15 protein-coding genes and 1 pseudogene are annotated in these 17594 nt (G+C 39.3%); 11 read left to right on the forward strand and 5 right to left on the reverse strand.

Annotation, left to right across the window (positions count from 1 at the left end; translation table 11 throughout):
- Nucleotides 1-75: 75 nt before the first annotated feature.
- The 6 genes from fumC to H9629_RS14365 all read left to right on the forward strand — a co-directional run bounded on the left by fumC (nucleotide 76) and on the right by H9629_RS14365 (nucleotide 5517).
- Entirely contained in the window at nucleotides 76-1470 is a 1395-nt protein-coding gene (gene fumC, locus H9629_RS14340) for a class II fumarate hydratase (RefSeq protein WP_191731359.1), read from the forward strand.
- 118 nt (nucleotides 1471-1588) lie between these two features.
- Nucleotides 1589-2080: a hypothetical protein gene (locus H9629_RS14345; protein WP_064096136.1), complete on the forward strand. Its 492-nt coding sequence runs from the start codon at nucleotides 1589-1591 to the stop codon at nucleotides 2078-2080.
- Between the two features lie 421 nt (nucleotides 2081-2501).
- On the forward strand, nucleotides 2502-3104 hold the full coding sequence (locus H9629_RS14350; RefSeq protein WP_064096137.1) for a nitroreductase family protein: 603 nt from the start codon (nucleotides 2502-2504) through the stop codon (nucleotides 3102-3104).
- Nucleotides 3105-3233: 129 nt separating this feature from the next.
- Nucleotides 3234-3596 (forward strand): immunity protein Imm33 domain-containing protein, encoded by a 363-nt coding sequence (locus tag H9629_RS14355; protein WP_064096138.1) that lies wholly within the window; start codon nucleotides 3234-3236, stop codon nucleotides 3594-3596.
- Nucleotides 3597-3965, forward strand: a complete 369-nt coding sequence (locus H9629_RS14360; RefSeq protein ID WP_064096139.1) for a hypothetical protein — start codon at nucleotides 3597-3599, stop codon at nucleotides 3963-3965.
- A 784-nt stretch (nucleotides 3966-4749) separates the two neighbouring features.
- A complete protein-coding gene (locus H9629_RS14365; protein ID WP_191731360.1) occupies nucleotides 4750-5517 on the forward strand; it encodes an alpha/beta fold hydrolase in 768 nt (255 codons plus the stop codon).
- Nucleotides 5518-5555: 38 nt separating this feature from the next.
- Here the strand turns inward: H9629_RS14365 and H9629_RS14370 are convergent, their stop codons facing one another.
- Genes H9629_RS14370 through H9629_RS14390 form a run of 5 tightly spaced genes read right to left on the reverse strand, consistent with a single transcriptional unit; the run spans nucleotide 5556 to nucleotide 10055 of the window.
- Nucleotides 5556-6512 (reverse strand): M15 family metallopeptidase, encoded by a 957-nt coding sequence (locus H9629_RS14370; RefSeq protein WP_191731361.1) that lies wholly within the window; start codon nucleotides 6510-6512, stop codon nucleotides 5556-5558.
- 5 nt (nucleotides 6513-6517) lie between these two features.
- Nucleotides 6518-7159 carry a hypothetical protein gene (locus tag H9629_RS14375; RefSeq protein ID WP_064096142.1) on the reverse strand — a complete coding sequence of 214 codons (642 nt, stop codon included), beginning with the start codon at nucleotides 7157-7159 and terminating at the stop codon, nucleotides 6518-6520.
- A 14-nt stretch (nucleotides 7160-7173) separates the two neighbouring features.
- Complete coding sequence (gene icmH, locus H9629_RS14380; protein WP_064096143.1) at nucleotides 7174-7983, reverse strand: type IVB secretion system protein IcmH/DotU; 810 nt, start codon at nucleotides 7981-7983, stop codon at nucleotides 7174-7176.
- A gap of 5 nt (nucleotides 7984-7988) precedes the next feature.
- Nucleotides 7989-9353, reverse strand: a complete 1365-nt coding sequence (gene tssK, locus H9629_RS14385) for a type VI secretion system baseplate subunit TssK (RefSeq protein ID WP_064096144.1) — start codon at nucleotides 9351-9353, stop codon at nucleotides 7989-7991.
- Nucleotides 9354-9359: 6 nt separating this feature from the next.
- Nucleotides 9360-10055, reverse strand: a complete 696-nt coding sequence (locus H9629_RS14390; protein WP_263600654.1) for a hypothetical protein — start codon at nucleotides 10053-10055, stop codon at nucleotides 9360-9362.
- Between the two features lie 16 nt (nucleotides 10056-10071).
- Between H9629_RS14390 and H9629_RS14395 the strand changes: the two genes are divergently transcribed.
- The 5 genes and pseudogenes from H9629_RS14395 to H9629_RS14415 all read left to right on the forward strand — a co-directional run bounded on the left by H9629_RS14395 (nucleotide 10072) and on the right by H9629_RS14415 (nucleotide 17574).
- Nucleotides 10072-10785: a hypothetical protein gene (locus H9629_RS14395; RefSeq protein WP_225215823.1), complete on the forward strand. Its 714-nt coding sequence runs from the start codon at nucleotides 10072-10074 to the stop codon at nucleotides 10783-10785.
- 47 nt (nucleotides 10786-10832) lie between these two features.
- Nucleotides 10833-14678, forward strand: a pseudogene (tssM, locus tag H9629_RS14400) (type VI secretion system membrane subunit TssM).
- A gap of 42 nt (nucleotides 14679-14720) precedes the next feature.
- A complete protein-coding gene (tagF, locus tag H9629_RS14405; protein WP_191731362.1) occupies nucleotides 14721-15680 on the forward strand; it encodes a type VI secretion system-associated protein TagF in 960 nt (319 codons plus the stop codon).
- Nucleotide 15681: 1 nt separating this feature from the next.
- Nucleotides 15682-16458, forward strand: a complete 777-nt coding sequence (locus H9629_RS14410) for an OmpA family protein (RefSeq protein WP_191731363.1) — start codon at nucleotides 15682-15684, stop codon at nucleotides 16456-16458.
- A 204-nt stretch (nucleotides 16459-16662) separates the two neighbouring features.
- The gene (locus H9629_RS14415) at nucleotides 16663-17574 is read left to right on the forward strand and encodes a site-specific integrase (protein ID WP_191731364.1); all 912 of its coding nucleotides are present in this window, start codon (nucleotides 16663-16665) and stop codon (nucleotides 17572-17574) included.
- Nucleotides 17575-17594 lie beyond the last annotated feature (20 nt).

Here is a 17594-nt window from a genome sequence, read left to right on the forward strand (position 1 = left end):
TAGAGTAAATCATTGATATACATTGATATACAGATTCCTAAGATTATTAATAAGCAAAAAGAATTGAGGTTGAACATGCAAACACGTATTGAACATGACACGATGGGAGAAGTTGCTGTGCCGGGTGAGGCATTATGGGGCGCTCAGACTCAGCGCAGCTTGCAAAATTTCAGGATTGGAAATGAACGTTTGCCACGGCCAATGATTCGTGCCATGGGACTCGTCAAAAAAGCGGCTGCCTTGACTAATGCCGAGCTGAACCAGATTTCACAAGAACTGTCACGATATATTGTGGATGCTGCTGATGAAGTCATTAGTGGTCAATGGGACAGTCAATTTCCACTGGTGGTCTGGCAAACTGGTTCAGGTACGCAAAGTAATATGAACTGTAATGAGGTAATTGCCAATATTGCCAACCAGAAACTGGGTAATCATTTAGGGGCACAAAAACCGGTCCATCCAAATGATCATGTTAACCGTGCTCAATCTACCAATGATTCATTTCCAACTGCGATTCATGTGGCTGCGAGCTTGCAGATCAATGAACTTTTAATTCCGGCAGTCACACGTTTACGCGATACCTTATATGTCAAATCTCAGGAATTTGCTGATATTGTAAAAATTGGCCGGACACATCTACAAGATGCTACGCCGTTAACGTTGGGACAGGAATTTAGCGGTTATGTTTCTCAACTCGATCATGCACTGCTTCGTCTAGAACAGGCCTTGGTGGGCCTGTACGAACTACCATTGGGCGGGACAGCCGTCGGTACAGGGTTGAACGCTCATCCTGATTATGCCGTTGAAGTAGCTAAAACTCTTGGATATTTAACTGGTTTGCCATTTGTTACTGCACCAAACAAGTTTGAGGCTTTGGCTGGCCGTGATGCTGCAGTATTCGCTTCAGGTGCCTTAAAGACTTTAGCAGTTAGCTTAAATAAGATCGCTAATGATATTCGATGGTTGGCTAGTGGCCCACGTTGTGGTTTTGGGGAACTCCGTATTCCTGAAAATGAACCGGGTTCTAGCATCATGCCGGGCAAGGTGAACCCGACGCAAAGTGAAGCGATGACTATGGTAGTCGCGCAAGTTCTCGGCAATGACACCACCATTAGTATAGCGGGTGCATCAGGTAATTTTGAACTCAATGTATTTATGCCGGTCATTGCCTATAATCTGCTGCAATCTATCCAATTATTAGGTGATGCTTGTAATAGTTTTAATGATCATTGCGCCGTTGGTATTGAGCCAAATCATGAAAAAATTGAACATTTCTTGCATGATTCTTTAATGCTGGTTACAGCCTTGAATCCGGTCATTGGTTATGAGAATGCAGCCAAAGTTGCCAAGACCGCTTATAAGGAAGGTAAAACCTTGAAACAGGTGGCTGTGGAACTTGATCTCGTTACAGCTGAACAGTTTGATGAAGTCGTCAGACCTGAACAGATGGTTTCACCGAATGCCAAATAAAGGTAAATGTTTTTAATCTTTTAGCTGTTTTATCATGGAATAGTCAGCAATGGTTTTTATCTCGGGCAGACTTGCGTACAATAGGGGCTAGATAAGATTACCCACTGATGATTGTTTTATGTTTGATATTTATTTAACGGATGTTCAAAAAAAGGTGCAATTCAAGGATTATCCAGGTGAGCATCCTGTTAAATTTATTCTGAATTTCAAAAAGATTTTTCCAAGTGTTATGGAGCTTCTTTTACCTGTACTGCCAGATAATGAAAATCTGGAAGAAATGTCTTGGGAATCGACCAGCGATGATTTTGAAACCTTCCAGATGTTTTTAACCGGTTGGGGCATCATCGAATTACGTTTGAAAGCGATTATGCAGTTTAAAGATAAAGCATTTGCGGATCGTCTAGTTAAACAAGCCCAACAGAAACGCAAAGATTATCAAAAGCAGCAAACCCAGCTCAGCACAGTTGAATTGGATTATCTTTTTATGCATGAGATGCATGCTTTAATTGATGCAGAGCTGGTTGAGCTCGGTGAAAAATTCTATTTACCGGTTTTACGTGATCTTTGGAAAAACAAAGTATCTGCTCAGGTTTTGAATGCAAAGTTTTAAACTAGGTGTTTAGCTTTTATTTATAAAATTAATCCCTCAATTTTGAGGGATTAATTTTATCTGAAATATGAGAATTTTTTCATAATTCCTTGTCTAGCAAAATAGCCTAAGCTATAGAGATTTTATAAATAAATATCTTAATTTTGCTCAGTAATAGCGCATGCTAGATCATGGTTTATCATCTGGCCCTTTAACAGTGCATATGTTTTAACGATTGTTCAAAAAATAGATGAAAATGATCATTTTTAGCTAAAAAATATATAAAAATATCAAATAAATAGCCTAGTAATTAAGTCAATTATTTTTTAAGGTATAGGTGCTTTAGCTTATTATAAGGTTAAAGCCTCATTAATTAGTTATCCTTCACAAAAATAGCTGAAGGTTCAAATTTTCCCGAAGATATATCCCAGGATTTTGAAAAATGTCGAACCAGTTTTTAGATTTAATTACTAAGCGCCGTACTATTTATGCTATTGCCAAGAATGTTGAACAATCTCCTGAATATTTAACTGATCTGATTCAGACTGCGATAAAACAAAGCCCATCTTCTTTCAATTCTCAATCTTCACGCGCCGTCATTTTATTCAATTCAGAACATGAGAAGTTCTGGGGCTTTGTTGCAGACAAATTAAAAAGCTATGCCAAAGACGAAGAGAGTGCTGCAAAGACCACAGCAAAGATGGCCAGTTTTGCAGCAGGGGTAGGTACAGTCCTATTTTTTGAAGATCACAACGTAGTGAAAGGTTTGCAGGAACAGTTCCCATCTTATGCAGACAACTTCCCAATCTGGGCGGAACATTCGACTGCAATCGCACAATTTGCAACGTGGACAGCATTGCATACAGAAGGGTTGGGCGCATCATTGCAGCATTACAATCCGATCGTAGATGAGCAGGTTCATGCGGAATGGAGCATTCCATCAAACTGGAAACTTCGTGCACAGCTGGTATTTGGTTCGATAGAGGGTGAGCCGCGTGCCAAAGATTATCTTGCGGATGAAGAGCGTTTTAAAGTTTTTAAATAACTTTATTCATATCTGCCCTTAACCAGTGTAAGGGTAGATATTTTTTAGATTTCGATGAAATTCTCATGAGCCTCATTAAAATTAAGTTAAAATAGCGCGCTAATGTAAAAAATTAATGAGTACAACCGAATGTCGAAAAACACGCAAAACCTGTCACCTTTACAAGAACTGATCGCAGAACAAAAACTGCTCTGTGAAGAAGTTGGTTCGGCTTATGTTGCAGTGAGTGGTGATGATGTGGTTGCCGTGGCCGTACATACCTTGAAACAGGATCCAATTGTCGGCATTCGTAAAAAGCCTGAGTCGGCTGAAAATATCAGCTGGTATATTTACGGGGGAGAACCTTCAAGTGAAGATGCTTTTGAAACCATGACCGTACGTGAATTACAGGATATTGCACCAGAAGTATTGCCGTATCTGGCTCTGGAAACAGGTTTTCGTTTCATGATCGATGCCGATGATTATGAAGATGTCTGGAAAGAAGAAATCTAAATGCTAAAAAAATCATCTTTCATTTGTGCTGGATTGCTATTAGGGCTAAATAGTATGCTCTTTGCAGAGCCACTTTCACAAAGTGCCTACGACCAGTTTATTTCAGTACAGACTAAAATCGTGAATGAAACCAAGCATATTTTAGATGAAGATGATCAAAAGGCAGATGCTCAAACTCAACGCCAGGCTTTCTGTAATCGATTGAAAGCCTATGAGGATATTCAAAAGGTGTCCGAAGAAAATAGTGATCTGAGTATGGCACCTACGATGGCAATGATTGCCAGAAACTTTCTGGAGCGGCAGGATCAAAGTTTGACTAAATCTGGAATGACGGCGAGCGTATTTTGTAAAAATAGGGAAGTAGAATAGGTTATAAAACACTTCTCTTTCTCGAACGTTTTTCGCTGGAAAATATAAATAAAGCAAATAATTCTAATTTGAATAACCGGGCTTTTATAAATATGAAAAGTTCATTATTAATATATTTTCAATAAAACTATTAAGTTAATTTAAAATAAATTTGTAGAATTACCTTATATCTCGGGGATATATCCACTGATATTATCTCATTAATTAGAATATTTAAGTAATGGCAATTATTTTTCTAAAAACTTCCTAGAAATACTAAATAGTATTTGATAAGAAATGATTTTCATCCGAGCTAGGCTAGTTGCTGCACGCAGCTCATATTTAATAATTCAAATATCTTTAAAAGTTTGTAAAATAGCCTAAGCGAATTATAAATGTTAATAGCTATGAAAAGAAAAGGGGAGGAAACTTAATAATAGTATTTTCTGCTTAGCCAATTTGTAAGAAGCTAGGTAGTAAATTCCACCTGACTGCTTATACACCCGAAATATGACTTGTAAATGTAGTGTGGCTTATTATGCATATCCAGTTTTTGATTATGAATGAGTAAATAAGTGATAGTCAGAAAATTAAAAATTTTAAAGCTACCTGAGCTTATTTGAATAATAACAGCTAGTTTTTAGACCTCTCTGATTTTAAAAAATTGTACCAGTTTCACCTATTTAGCCTAAGCAAAAATTATTGCATATAAATAGCCTAAGCATATTTTAAAATTTAGCAATTGATTAATTCCCAATAAAATTCCAATATCACCACATCATCTATGAAATCACGGAATTCTCAAATGATCCTCAACTACCAAATCACCAGTCATGATAACTCAACACTTGTACCAATGGTCTTCATTCATGGTTTATTCGGCAGCTTGAGTAATTTAGGAATGCTGGCGCGACATTTTTCAAGCCAGCGTACCGTCATTCAGTTAGATCTGCGCAACCATGGCTTATCTGAACATAGTGATGAGCATAATTACCACTTGATGTCAAAAGATGTACTTGAAACATTAGATAGTCTTAACATCACCAAATTTGTTGTGGTAGGGCATTCTATGGGCGGCAAAGTTGCCATGAAACTGTCTGATATTGCGCGTAATCGGGTAGAGCAGCTTGTGGTTCTGGATATAACTCCAATCCCATATCATGAAAATCATCATGCGGAAATTTTTGAAGCCTTATTTGCTGTCGAGCGTGCAAACCTAAGTTCCCGGTTAGAAGCGACAAAAATCATGCGTGAATATCTGAATGAAGAAATGGTAATTCAGTTCTTGCTAAAATCTTTTAACAAAGGGAAGTGGCTGTTTAATGTACAGGCGCTCTTTAACCATTATCAGGATATTTTATTTTGGGAAGATATTACTCCAATTGATACTCCGGCACTTTTTCTCAGAGGTGGTAACTCTTTTTATATTTCTAAACCAGAGCATTTCGCTGCGATTGACCGCCAATTCACCCATTCCAAAGTTGAACTCATTGAAAATGCAGGTCATTGGCTGCATGCTGAAAATCCTGCACAAGTACTGGAACATATACAAGCATTTCTAGATGCACAATAATAAATAACACGGTTAACTTTGAAACTTTGAATCGAAGGTCAGTATCCAGCTGCCTGTAGCTGACCTTCATTAACCAACTGGTTTGCCATTTCAGCGGTTTTTTTCAAACCTGGCATACGATATTCAGTATGACCATAATCTTTAATCGATTTCCACCGACCGCCCCATGTGAGTCCGACCGATTCTGCGACTTGACCATACAGTTCATAACCACGCATTGCCCATGGATCACGTTCGCTGATGATGACTTTACCATGACGTTTAAAGGCAACGTCAGCTGCTAAACCGAACTGATGATAACTTTGATAACCTCTAGCACGCGTGGTATTCGGATTTGCAGAAAGTGAATTTTGACGTTCCGGACTGCGATAACCTTCTAGTAAAACCAGTTCATATCCATACTGTTCACGCATTATTTTGAAGACCATCAATAAACGCTGTTTATAACGTGGATTAATTTTATTCCATTTCCGGTTAACTATATTGAGATCACTATGATTATGGATCATAGGCAGATGTACATCTTCAGTAGGATCAGGTGGATTTATAACTTGGGCAGAAACAACATTGGCATAGTAATGGACTTCTCCCTGTATGGCTTCTTCAATCAGATGACCTTCTACTTCTGGGGGCGGTGCTAACACCTGACCATCGAGTAAAGTATAAATTTGGGGATCAACTTCACGTAAATAATTTGCTTCAAAAGTACTGGCAGTAATGGGGCGGGTTAAAGTAAAAATTACAATACTGCTAAATAACACTAAGGCCGCCAGCAAAATCCACCATTGTTGAATATGCCAATGTGACTGGATTTTATCTGAAGATGCTGCCTGATTAAATTCCCAGGCAACCTGTCTGGCTGCCAAAATTCGGTTCTTGCTATATGGTAAAATTTGCATGCACAGGTTTATCAACCGGATTCGGAATTCATAAGAAACCAGCAGCAACATACCTAAGCTAAGCAAAACAAAACTGAAAAAAATGAAGTAGATCATGCTGTTTATGACAGTGCTACTTCAGCACTTTCCTGTAGCGTAGTTGCTGAGGGCTGTTCCTGTGACGAAGTATTTGTAGTTTTTAGCTCAACAGATTTTTCTGTTTGTGCTGGCGATAGACGATCAGCATTTATATTTAAAGAACTTTTTTGCGAACCTTTAATTATCTTAGTCTTTATTGCTGAAGATTGAATTGTCCGAATTTCCGGTTTAAGTGGTTTATTTTTATCATTGGCCTGAATTAAAGGTTTTTGCTCTTGGGCACCAAACGCAGATTCAAAAGGTGAAGTATGGTTTTTAGATTCTGCATTACTTTCTGGCTTTGCTACCTTAAACATATTTTCAATATTCTGATCAAAACCATCTTCTGGATTCTGGATATTATCCTGATCCGACGGCGTAGCGGCTTTTGGAATAATTTGCTCAGATTCTGCGGCATGATTTAAGTCTGATATTTGATGATTTTCTGCATTAACTCGTGTACGGCTTGATCCCGAATGATTCTGATAATAACCATAGCCTAGTAAAACAGAGCTTACTGATAGCACCCCCAATACAAATCCGCTCAATAGGTAAAATTTAGGAGAATGAGGAACCGGCTTTATAGACCGTAAAAGACGAATATGTTTATTATTTTTGTTTGCCATAGTGAGTATAATATTTATGGTAAATGGATAGTAATGTGAGCTTGTTCTACAGGAACACTAATCACATTCTGATATTGGGAAAATGCTGCATTACGGTCTTTGGACAATACATAGTGCAGACCAATAAAGCTTGCCAGAGCAAACACTAGCCAGAAAATCAGAATCCAGAAAAATGGCAATTCACGGTGAATGATATGTTTAATCTGGTCTGGAATTGCAGCAAAAGGAGAAAATGCCTTTTTCCCTTTGAGGTAATCGATTTGATCACCGACACGACTAATCAGACTGTTCAACTGACTCATTGATTCAATTCTGTATTTACCATGAAAACCTAATAATAAACAGTAATGATAAACTTCAAGAACGGCGAGGCATTCCTTGTCTTTATTGCGGATTTCTTCCATGTGTTCAAAAAAACGATAACCAGCCAGTTGTGATCCAAATAAACTGAGTTGTAGCGGGCTCATCATCCAGAAATTTTTCAGGTCAAAAAAACGGGAATCCTGTTGGGTGGCAATCGTCTCATCTAACAAAGCACAATATGCATATTGTGCATTATTAATATCTTCTGCAGAAAATTGCAGTTTTCTTGCCTGGTTTTCAAAACGTGCCAGCATATCTAGCACTTTCTGGCGGAAGGACTCCGGATTAGAGGGTACATACTGATTGCGAATCAGGAAAACCACATAGAATCCATCATGTAATAGATCGACCAGATGGGTAGTTGCTGAGTGTTGACTCTTATCTATCTTTGTATTGGTCTGAAAACCTGTACCAATTTGTCCATCATCAAATAGCGATGGCGCATTATTAATACTATTCATTATTCTTATCCATTTACCACAGCAATCAGTTCAATTGAAATATCCTGGAATCCGCTGGGGATATAGACACAAATGGTCTCGGACTCCAACATCCGTTGATACAGTTCATTATTTGGTTCAATTTCAAAATAGCTTACCCCTGAACGCACTGGAATGGCGGTTGGCACTTGAATCAGATGCTGAACAGGTACAGCTGGCAGTGCTGCAATCACGCGTTGTTCAACATCGACAGTACTGCCAACCTTGAAACGGATCGGCACATAGGCAATCAGATCATGGGCTGGCATGACACTACTCGATACTGCAAGATAAAAACGGGTATCTCGGGAAATTTTGTCTGTTTCAAGACTGCCAACCCAATAGGATGGACGGGTTTCTTTCAGGGCAATACTGATATAGCGGTTTGAAATAATCGTATCCAGCAATTCACGTAAAATCACGTCGAGCTGGCCAAAGCTTTCCTGTAAATGATGATGTTGATATTGGGGTAAATGATCGACAGCATAGGCAGTTGAAAAAGTCAGGAGCGAGCCGGTCAGACGTAATAATTCAGAATACAGCCGTTCTGGATGAATACGTGGATACTGCAAGATGTGATTCAACGTTGCATGTGCAGTATTGAGTGCACTCACCAGCCAGAAAGACACAATATCACCAGAACGGAATTCAATCAGTTTCTGTTCATTTTCCCGGTTATTGTTTTGAATGGTTTTGATCTTGGCCCGGATAATATTCAAGGTACGCTTCAGATTATTCAACAGATTTTCTGATGCTTCGATATGCAGGATTGGGGGAATAAACTTGTGATCCAGTACAAAATTCCCGGAACTTTGCCGTTTCATTGTGCCAATCGGAAGATAAAAATAGCCATCCAAAGCCTGTTCAGGTCCCTGGCTTATTTCAAAAATCTTAAACTCAGCACGACGGCGTACCAGGGTGATTTCTGCTGTAGCCGCATTGGTAAACAGATCATGGGTTGAACTTAAATAGGAATGGTAGCGGCTGGATTGAGAATGATCTTGATGATAAAGATTCTGTTTACTTGCCTGAATCATCGGTAAAGCAAGATAAATCGCCATTTCTGTACGCAGATTCAAAGTATCAAGCTGTATAGGTTCAGGTAATAGATCCAGTTCAGGTGCACGATAAATTTCCCCATCTTGCCAGACCATTTTAATCCGGCTGAGTGCCAGTATATTCATGCCTAACTGGGTTTCATCGAATTCTATTGACTGAATTCCATAGGCAAAAGGCAAGCTCGCCTGAATCATATGGTTCAGACGTTGTTCATGATAGGCATCCTGTAACTGAAAATGCTGAGGTCTTAAAAATAGGCCTTCACCCCAAAGAACTTTTTCTGCTTTAAACATTCAGTATTACCACTCATTATTGGAATTATTCATATCGTGTACACCCAGTAACTCTTGAACCTGTTCTAGGGGATTTTCATTTTTAATCACTTGTGCCAGCCATTCATGAAGTGGCATCTGACTCCAGCGAATGGTTTTTTGCAGCATATAACTTACCGGACTATGCGGTTCGTGCATCTGGAAATAATCCGCAATTTCATTTAAGACTTTCAATGCCTGTTCCCGATTTGCCAGATGATTTTGTGGCTGTAACCGGAATTGAGTTTGAAAAATAGGAGAGGAAGTATCCGTAAAAACTTGCTGAATTCCTGAGTCTGTCGGCGGGATTAAGCTTTCAGTATTTTGATTCGCTAACTGTTCCACTTTATATAGACGTTTAATTAGGGAAATGATTGAATCAATCTGTTCGTCAATTGCCGAAAAACTCGGTGCATTCAAACCCAGTAATTCATCCAGAATGGTTTTTAGATGGTGCCAGTGCTGTTGAATATCCAAAACCTGCTGGTAGTTTTCTATTATTACAGAGTAGGAAGTAGCCTGTAGCAATTGCTCGAACTTTTGTAGCTCATCGTTGCTACTTGAAGATTCGCCATCTTCATCCTGCTGAATCTGACGGATCCGGACATTTTGCTGATGTAAAAATGCCTCATAATTTCCTAAATGATAAAACGGCGCCTGACTGACCAGGGGAACCTGTTTCATCAAAGCTGGAATCTGGTTGATTAAGCCGCTGCCGGCAACCTTAATTCATCTCTGGCCAGATGAAACCCAACAGAAGCTGATTGAACAGCTAGAACAGCAATATGAAATTGTGCAGAGCCAGATTCATGTCGAGTTTCATTATGTCGATCATAACAATGCCTATTCACTCTGGATGAACCTGCTCAATGATATTCAGCAGCAAAATGAACTGGTCAGTCTGGTGATTGCTGTACAGTCTGAAATTGACCAGGAGTGGCTGGAACAGCAGTTATGGCAGTCGGAACAATATCTGCCGGGAGAATATGCAGCGAGTATATGCCTGTCTTCACTACAGTTAAGCATTGAAGATTTGACAGAAATAAAAACAATAAAATTCGTTAAGCATGTCAAAAATATTAGTGAATATTTGAAGAAAAAAAGTCCAAACTTTGCTGATCAGCTACAGCAGGAAGCTGCATTTATACTTTTTCTGGATGATCCTTTACAGATCAGCACAGCAAAGAAGGTTCAACAGTATCTGGGTAAATTTGGAATAGAACTGCATCACGGCCTGTATTGTTATGCTTATCTAGGCGGTGCAACAGAGATGAAAGCACTATTTGGAACATTGCTGTGTATGCAAATGAATGAAGATGTCATTACATTGGCTTATTCAGTACAGCATCCTCAGACATTTTTTGTCTATCAACCCGTCAGTATGGTTGAGGAACTTGAACAGAACGCAGCCTGAAAAATTTTAAAAATCTGAAAAATAATAAAGAAATATAAGAGATTACAGTGAATACATTATTTTATACGATCTTGGGATATGTCTGGCAGTATGTGACCAATCCAAAAGCGATTATGGCATTGTCATTTTTCGTGGTGATTTTTTCCATGAAAAATACCGTTTCCGAGCGTGTGTTCTGGATTCTGGTAACGGTTTATAGCCTGATACTGATGATTTGGGGTATTTATGCATTAATCCAGCATTATCGACATGCCAAAAAAGGTGAAGAGATTTACGAGGCGATTGCTAGTACCACTGAAGCTGAACAGTACAAGCATAAGAATAAGGAAGAGTTACAGCTGATCCAACAGCAGATGAAGGAGTCAATTCAACTGATCCGCAAGTCCAGACTTGGAGATCGTAAGGGCAATGCTGCGCTATATGAGTTGCCCTGGTATATGGTGATTGGCAATCCGGCAGCTGGGAAAAGCTCTGCCATTTATCATTCAGGGCTGCGCTTTCCATTTGAAGAACATCACCAGAAAATGGTGTCTTCTGGCTTAAGTGGAACCCGTAACTGTGACTGGTTTTTCTCAACTGAAGGTGTTCTGCTGGATACTGCAGGACGTTATTCAGTCTATACGGAAGATCATTCTGAATGGCTTGGTTTCCTGAACATTCTTAAGAAAAATCGTTATAAGGCACCCGTAAATGGCCTGATTGTCATTGTCAGTATTGCTGAACTGGTGAGCCAAAGCCCGGAAAAATCTATAAAATTAGCCAAAAACCTTCGTGCCCGTATTCAGGATTTAACCGAACGTCTGGAAGTTTTTGCTCCTGTATATCTAGTCTTTTCTAAAATGGACCTGATCGCAGGATTTACTGAATTCTTTGACTGTTATGATGCACAGGAATTTGATCAGGTCTGGGGGGCAACCTTACCGTATGCAGCCAATTCCAGCGAGCAGGCGGTAGAATTATTCGAGCAACATTACAACATTTTATACGATGGTCTGAAAAGTGTCAGTACAATACATCTGAGCCGTCGCCATTCACAGCATATTTCTCCAAGTGTCATGACTTTTCCGCTGGAGTTTAAGAGCTTAAAACCGGTTCTAAAAACCTTCATTTCTACACTATTTCAGGAAAATCCTTACCAGTTTAAACCGATTTTCCGAGGCTTTTACTTTACCAGTGCCTTGCAGGACGGCGTAATTGAAAGTCCGATGACGGAACAGATCGCTGATGATTTTCATCTGATCCGCAGTGATGATAGTGAAATTGGTCTGCCGAAACAGTCTATTTCTCAGGATCATGGTTATTTTCTGAAAAATCTGTTTTCTGAGGTCATCCTAAAAGATAAGCATTTGGTGCGTCAGCATATTAACCCTGCGAAAAAACGCCAGCGCTTTATGGCCTTCACAGGAGCGATTCTTAGCATATCAATTGTTCTTAGTTTATGGCTATGGTCCTACCGTAATAACCAGCAGTTGATTGCTGAAGTTCAGGCTGATCTTAATAAAGTAGTAAAGATGCAAGTACAGGCAAATCCTTCACTCACTCATCAACTGGATAGCTTGCTGATTTTACAAGGTCATTTACAGCAACTGGATCAATTTGATCAAAACCGGCCATTGAAATACAGTTTCAGTTTGTATCAAGGTAATCAGATTCGGGAAAAACTGCAAACTGAATATCTGAAAGGCATTGAGCATCTGGTTCTTCAGCCAACCCAGCAACAGATTGCACAGTACCTGCAACGGGTTAAAGCCAATGAAGCAGTTCTAAAAGAAAATCATATCCGGGTGAAAATCACCCATGTGGCGCAAGGACGTCAGATTGCTTCAGAACCTTCTGATCAAAATTCTCAAGATGCCTACAATGCCCTGAAAACCTATCTCATGTTGAGTAATCCTCAATATATGGATTCCAGTCACCTAAGTGATCAGATGACGCGTTTCTGGCGTACATGGCTGGAGCAAAACCGGGGTGAAATGCCGCGTGGAGAAATGATCCAGAAAGCTGAACAGATTTTAAGCTATGCCATTACATTGTCAGGACATAATGGTTTCCCTCAGATGAATTCTGATGCGGTACTGGTTGATCAGACCCGTCAGATCTTAACAGCAATTAACACCGGTGTTTCTGCACGTGATCGCGTTTATAACGAAATCAAGATGCGTGCTGCGGTGCGTTTCCCGGCAATTACGGTAAAACAGATTCTGGGGGAAACTAACCAGAATGTCATGCTGGGCAGCTATGCTTTGCCAGGAGTTTATACCTATCAGGCTTGGAAAGATTATGTGCAGCAAGCGATTGAATAGGCAGCAACCAGTTCAACGGATAGTCGAGACTGGGTGTTGAATACCACACAATCAGATGACTTAAGCTTTAGTGGTAGTCCTGAACAGATCCGTCGCCAGCTGACTGAGTTGTATAAAAAGGAATATATTGCCGAATGGCGTAAGTTTCTGAATGCGGTTCATTATGCCAAGGCAGGTGATTTTAACCAGCAAATCAAACAGATTGATATCCTGGGTGAACCTGAAAATTCTCCAATCAGGACGTTGATCCAGCATGTGGCCAAAGAAACCAGCTGGGATAATCCGGTGGTTCAAGCAGAACTGGCTGTGCCACAAAAAGGCTTTATTGCCTGGTTCAAACGTAAAGTGCTCAATCGTGATGCAGAAAAACAAGCACAACTGGCGAGTAACCAGTTAGGCCATGGCGTGATTGCACGTGAATTTCAGGTATTCTACCAGATGGCGCGTCATCGGGATGATCTGCAGAATCAATCCCTGCTAGATGGCTACATGCTTTCTATTTCCAAAATCCGCAGTCAATTCAATGACCTGAAAAGCTCTGGTGATATTGGTCCTGCAAGTATGGCCTTAGTAAAACAAACTATTCATGAGCAGAATTCCATTTTCAACACCACCCATAAATTTGTGGCCGAGAAAATGTCGGCTGGCACTACAGAGCTGGATCAGCAGCTACTGCAAAACCTGCTGATTGCACCCTTAATCCAGTCTTTTGAAAGCCTGATTGTTCCTGCACAGGCAGAAATCAACAAGCTTTGGACCATGCAGTCGTACCAGCCATTTACCCAGAGTCTGGCTCAGAAGTATCCATTTAGCAGTCAGGCAAATTTACAAGCTACTTCTAATGAAATTAATCAGATTTTTGGTGAAAGTGGCAGTATTGCACGTTTTGTAAAAGAGCATCTGGATCCTTTGGTGATCCGTCGTGGTTATACCTTAACTTCAAAAAGCTGGCAGGATCTGGGGATCAGCCTTAATCCAACTTTTGTAGCGAATTTCCAGACCTATGTAGCACCTAGTCATGGCGTAGCAACAGGTGAATTGAATCAGGGGCAGCGTATAGTACCGGCTGTAAACCAGTCCAATTTCCAGTTCTACCCATTGGAAAATCCAAAACTTTTAGCCTATACCTTTGATATCGATGGGCAGCGTATGCTTTTTGAAAATGGGGTACAACAATGGGTGAACTTTGTCTGGCCAAATCCGGGATCGATTCCGGGTGCGCGTATTACCGTGGTGGATCTGGAAGGGAAGACCCACACCATTTTTGATGAACCAGGTGAATATGGAATTAACCGCCTGATTGAAAGTGCCCAGCGTACCCAAAAAGGCAATAACTTTGAAATGATCTGGAAGAGCAAGGAGAATCCGGAACTTTCAGTAAAAGTAAACTTCCGGCTGGTTAGCGGCCAGAATAGCAATTCAATTGGTGGCCAGCCGAACTATGCCAACCTGCAACTGGTAGATCAGGTAGTTTCCAATAAATCGGTGCGTGTCGTCGCTGCGCAAAGTGTTTCTATATCTCCTCAGCAAAGCTCAGGCCAAGCAGGTCCGACTACGGCATTCGCCAATACAGGAGCAGCTGTACCATGATGAGGATTCAACTCAAACTGAAGAAAATGGTGGAGGTGAGTAATGTATGAGTTAAAAACTACACCACTTTATTATGGTAAATGTCCAGCTCGTGGCGATTTTCTCAAGTCACGAGGGCAATATCAGCTGATTCAGCTGATTGATCAATGGATTACGGAAGCATTGGAATTTGCCATGCAAAAGACAGAGTTCAAACAGGCCTATGCGCAATTACCATCGCTGGATTTCTTTATTGCCAATCCGAAGGCAAGGCTATTTCTGGTAGCGAATCTGATTTCCAGTGAAGACAGCTCAGGCCGGCAGTTTCCCATGGTAGTCAGTCATCTGATTGAGCATGAACAGCCATTTGAAAATATCGTGTATTCACCTTTGTGCTATAAGTCAGCACTGGTTGAGCTTTATCAGTGCAATCGTGTGATGCGTTCCATACGAGATAGCGATATTTTGCTGGATAAACTGAATAAGCTTAGTAACCAGATTAAGGTATCCAGCTATGAAGAGGCACAGATATTTTATGAACCTCATACTATTCATTCCTTTGCCAGACTGATGAATCTTAATGCATATCAGCTGTCGCAAAGCCTGATTGGATTGGGATTATTGCTGCAACCGGTTATTCAGCAAGGCACCAGTCGTTTGAATAAGGTACTGATTTTACCCATTCATAACACCAGTTATTGCTATGAAATTGCAGCATTTTGGGTCAGTTTAATCAGTCAGTTTGTGAAACATCATCATACAGAACTATTGATTGGCGTATTGCATCAAGAAAAGCCAATCTTGTTGTTTGGCTTTAAAGGTGCAGACATACAGGCTTTGAGTGATATTTTCACGGAAAATCTGGATAGTCAGCATTGGGTATCACTTATCAATGCAACCTGGATTGATCAATACCTAGAAAATAATGCAGGCTTGGCCACCCTAGAACAGTCCTTAAGTGAGCGTCAGATGAGTCTGGCTCAGGGCATCAAATTATTTAAACAAACATTTGTAGAAATATAAAATGAATATAAAAATCAAGAATTTAAAATTAAAAAAACTTATAAAAATCAACATATTATCATATTTTTTACTGAGTTTCCCTGTATATGCACAACCGGTCATCATCGAAGGTGCTGTACCAAACGAAAACACTAAACAGGAAATATTGAGTAAATTATATACAATTTATGGACAGGAAAATGTAGTAGATCGCATCCAGATCCGTCAGGTTACGGCATCAGCAGGCTGGTCAAATACCGTCAGCAATGTAATTAATGAAGACCTGAAAAAGGTAAAACAGGGAAAATTAACAGTAAAAGGTGCTGATATTCAGCTGATAGGTAAAGTATCAAATCCCGAACAGCTTCAGCAGACAACTGCAAAATTTCAGGGTTTAACGCCTGCAAATTATCGTTTAAATACACAGCTTTCAGTTAATCAGGCTTCGCAGCAAATTATTGATGCCGCATTGAAGAACCGGATTATCGAGTTTGAATCTGGCAGTGCGGTATTGGCTGTTTCAGGTGCACAGATTCTGGATGAAATGGTAATTGCCTTAAATAAGGTGGGAGGCAAAAAAGTCCGAATTATTGGACATACGGATAGTTCGGGTGATGCCAATAAAAATCTTGTGCTGAGCCAGCAACGTGCAGAAACAGTGAAAGCTTATTTAATCGAAAAAAATATTCCAGCACAATTGTTGAATACCGAAGGTTTAGGTGCAAGTAAACCCGTAGCAGACAACACAACAGCTGAAGGTCGCAAGAAAAATCGCCGGATTGAGTTTGAAGTGCTTTAAAAATATAAGTTGCTTGAGCAGCGCAACCAGATCTATTTGGAGTTATATTTGTATTTCGTATAATGTATATTATGTTAAATATAATACACCTGATAATAACTTCATAATTATACTTCACCTACCTAATATCAATAACTTATACAAATATAACTCCTAATCAAAAATATGATATGTTGACCTAAATTTTAGTTCATGAAGTTCACTATGTTTGAAGTCAAAAGTATCCAGTTAGAGCAAAAGATATCGAATAAGAACGAAATCAAATTATTGTTTGATACTGAATCGACATTCCCATGCTTATTTCCATTGTTGTTTAGCTTGAGAGTGATACGTTTTCAAAGCTTATCTACTCAATATTCTGATTTGATGGCACTAAAAGATTGGTATATGTTTTGGTATAAAAAATACGCTATTTCCTTCTGCGAATTTTTCTATTCTTCAAATTATAATTTTGAACTGATTTATGAAGAAATTGATAATTTTATCATCTACCTCGAAAATAATAATGACTTAAGCCATGTCACATACTTAGGGGGAAATCGTAAAGTAAATTATATAAATATTAGTAACAAGGTCCGCTCTTTTTTGAAATTTTTTACTTATCTTATGGATGACTATCTGACTGTAAAGAAACACCCTCATCTAGATAGAAAAGAAATAGAAAAAATCAAATCTAATATTAAAAAACATATCGATTTTAAGAAAAAAATTATTAGAAAATCTACTAAAACTATTCACGGAGAAAAGAAGTATCTCTATAAAAGTATGACAAATGAAATGGTTAAAGTCCTTTATGAGACTATAACACCTAGCAGATCTAACAATATTAATTCTTTTAATCCATTTAAAAATAGACCAACCCAATTTAGAAATTTTCTAATTATCCACTTAATGCTTAATTATGGACTTCGAGTTGGTGAGTTGATGTTACTGACCGTAAATTCGATTAAAAAGTCTAGATTGAATGATTCTTATAGTCTAATTATTACAAATACTGATGATGAACATGATTCAAGACGTAGAAAACCTAATATTAAAAATGAATTTTCATACCGCGTAAGGCTTTGTTGCATAAACATTCAAAAGCTGAGTTTTCCCCAATCCATTCAAATTTAAGTGACAACTTGGGTGTGAGG

The organism is Acinetobacter pecorum, from assembly GCF_014837015.1.
Lineage (GTDB): Bacteria > Pseudomonadota > Gammaproteobacteria > Pseudomonadales > Moraxellaceae > Acinetobacter > Acinetobacter pecorum.

Excerpts from the sequence above, each read along its gene's own strand:
- tagF (WP_191731362.1), top strand. The coding sequence starts at position 14,721 with ATGTATGAGTTAAAAACTACACCACTTTATTATGGTAAATGTCCAGCT.
- H9629_RS14350 (WP_064096137.1), top strand. The coding sequence starts at position 2,502 with ATGTCGAACCAGTTTTTAGATTTAATTACTAAGCGCCGTACTATTTAT.
- H9629_RS14360 (WP_064096139.1), top strand. The coding sequence starts at position 3,597 with ATGCTAAAAAAATCATCTTTCATTTGTGCTGGATTGCTATTAGGGCTA.
- icmH (WP_064096143.1), bottom strand. The coding sequence starts at position 7,983 with ATGAATAGTATTAATAATGCGCCATCGCTATTTGATGATGGACAAATT.
- fumC (WP_191731359.1), top strand. The coding sequence starts at position 76 with ATGCAAACACGTATTGAACATGACACGATGGGAGAAGTTGCTGTGCCG.
- H9629_RS14415 (WP_191731364.1), top strand. The coding sequence starts at position 16,663 with ATGTTTGAAGTCAAAAGTATCCAGTTAGAGCAAAAGATATCGAATAAG.
- H9629_RS14345 (WP_064096136.1), top strand. The coding sequence starts at position 1,589 with ATGTTTGATATTTATTTAACGGATGTTCAAAAAAAGGTGCAATTCAAG.
- H9629_RS14370 (WP_191731361.1), bottom strand. The coding sequence starts at position 6,512 with ATGATCTACTTCATTTTTTTCAGTTTTGTTTTGCTTAGCTTAGGTATG.
- H9629_RS14365 (WP_191731360.1), top strand. The coding sequence starts at position 4,750 with ATGATCCTCAACTACCAAATCACCAGTCATGATAACTCAACACTTGTA.
- H9629_RS14410 (WP_191731363.1), top strand. The coding sequence starts at position 15,682 with ATGAATATAAAAATCAAGAATTTAAAATTAAAAAAACTTATAAAAATC.
- tssK (WP_064096144.1), bottom strand. The coding sequence starts at position 9,353 with ATGTTTAAAGCAGAAAAAGTTCTTTGGGGTGAAGGCCTATTTTTAAGA.
- H9629_RS14355 (WP_064096138.1), top strand. The coding sequence starts at position 3,234 with ATGTCGAAAAACACGCAAAACCTGTCACCTTTACAAGAACTGATCGCA.
- H9629_RS14375 (WP_064096142.1), bottom strand. The coding sequence starts at position 7,159 with ATGGCAAACAAAAATAATAAACATATTCGTCTTTTACGGTCTATAAAG.
- H9629_RS14390 (WP_263600654.1), bottom strand. The coding sequence starts at position 10,055 with ATGAAACAGGTTCCCCTGGTCAGTCAGGCGCCGTTTTATCATTTAGGA.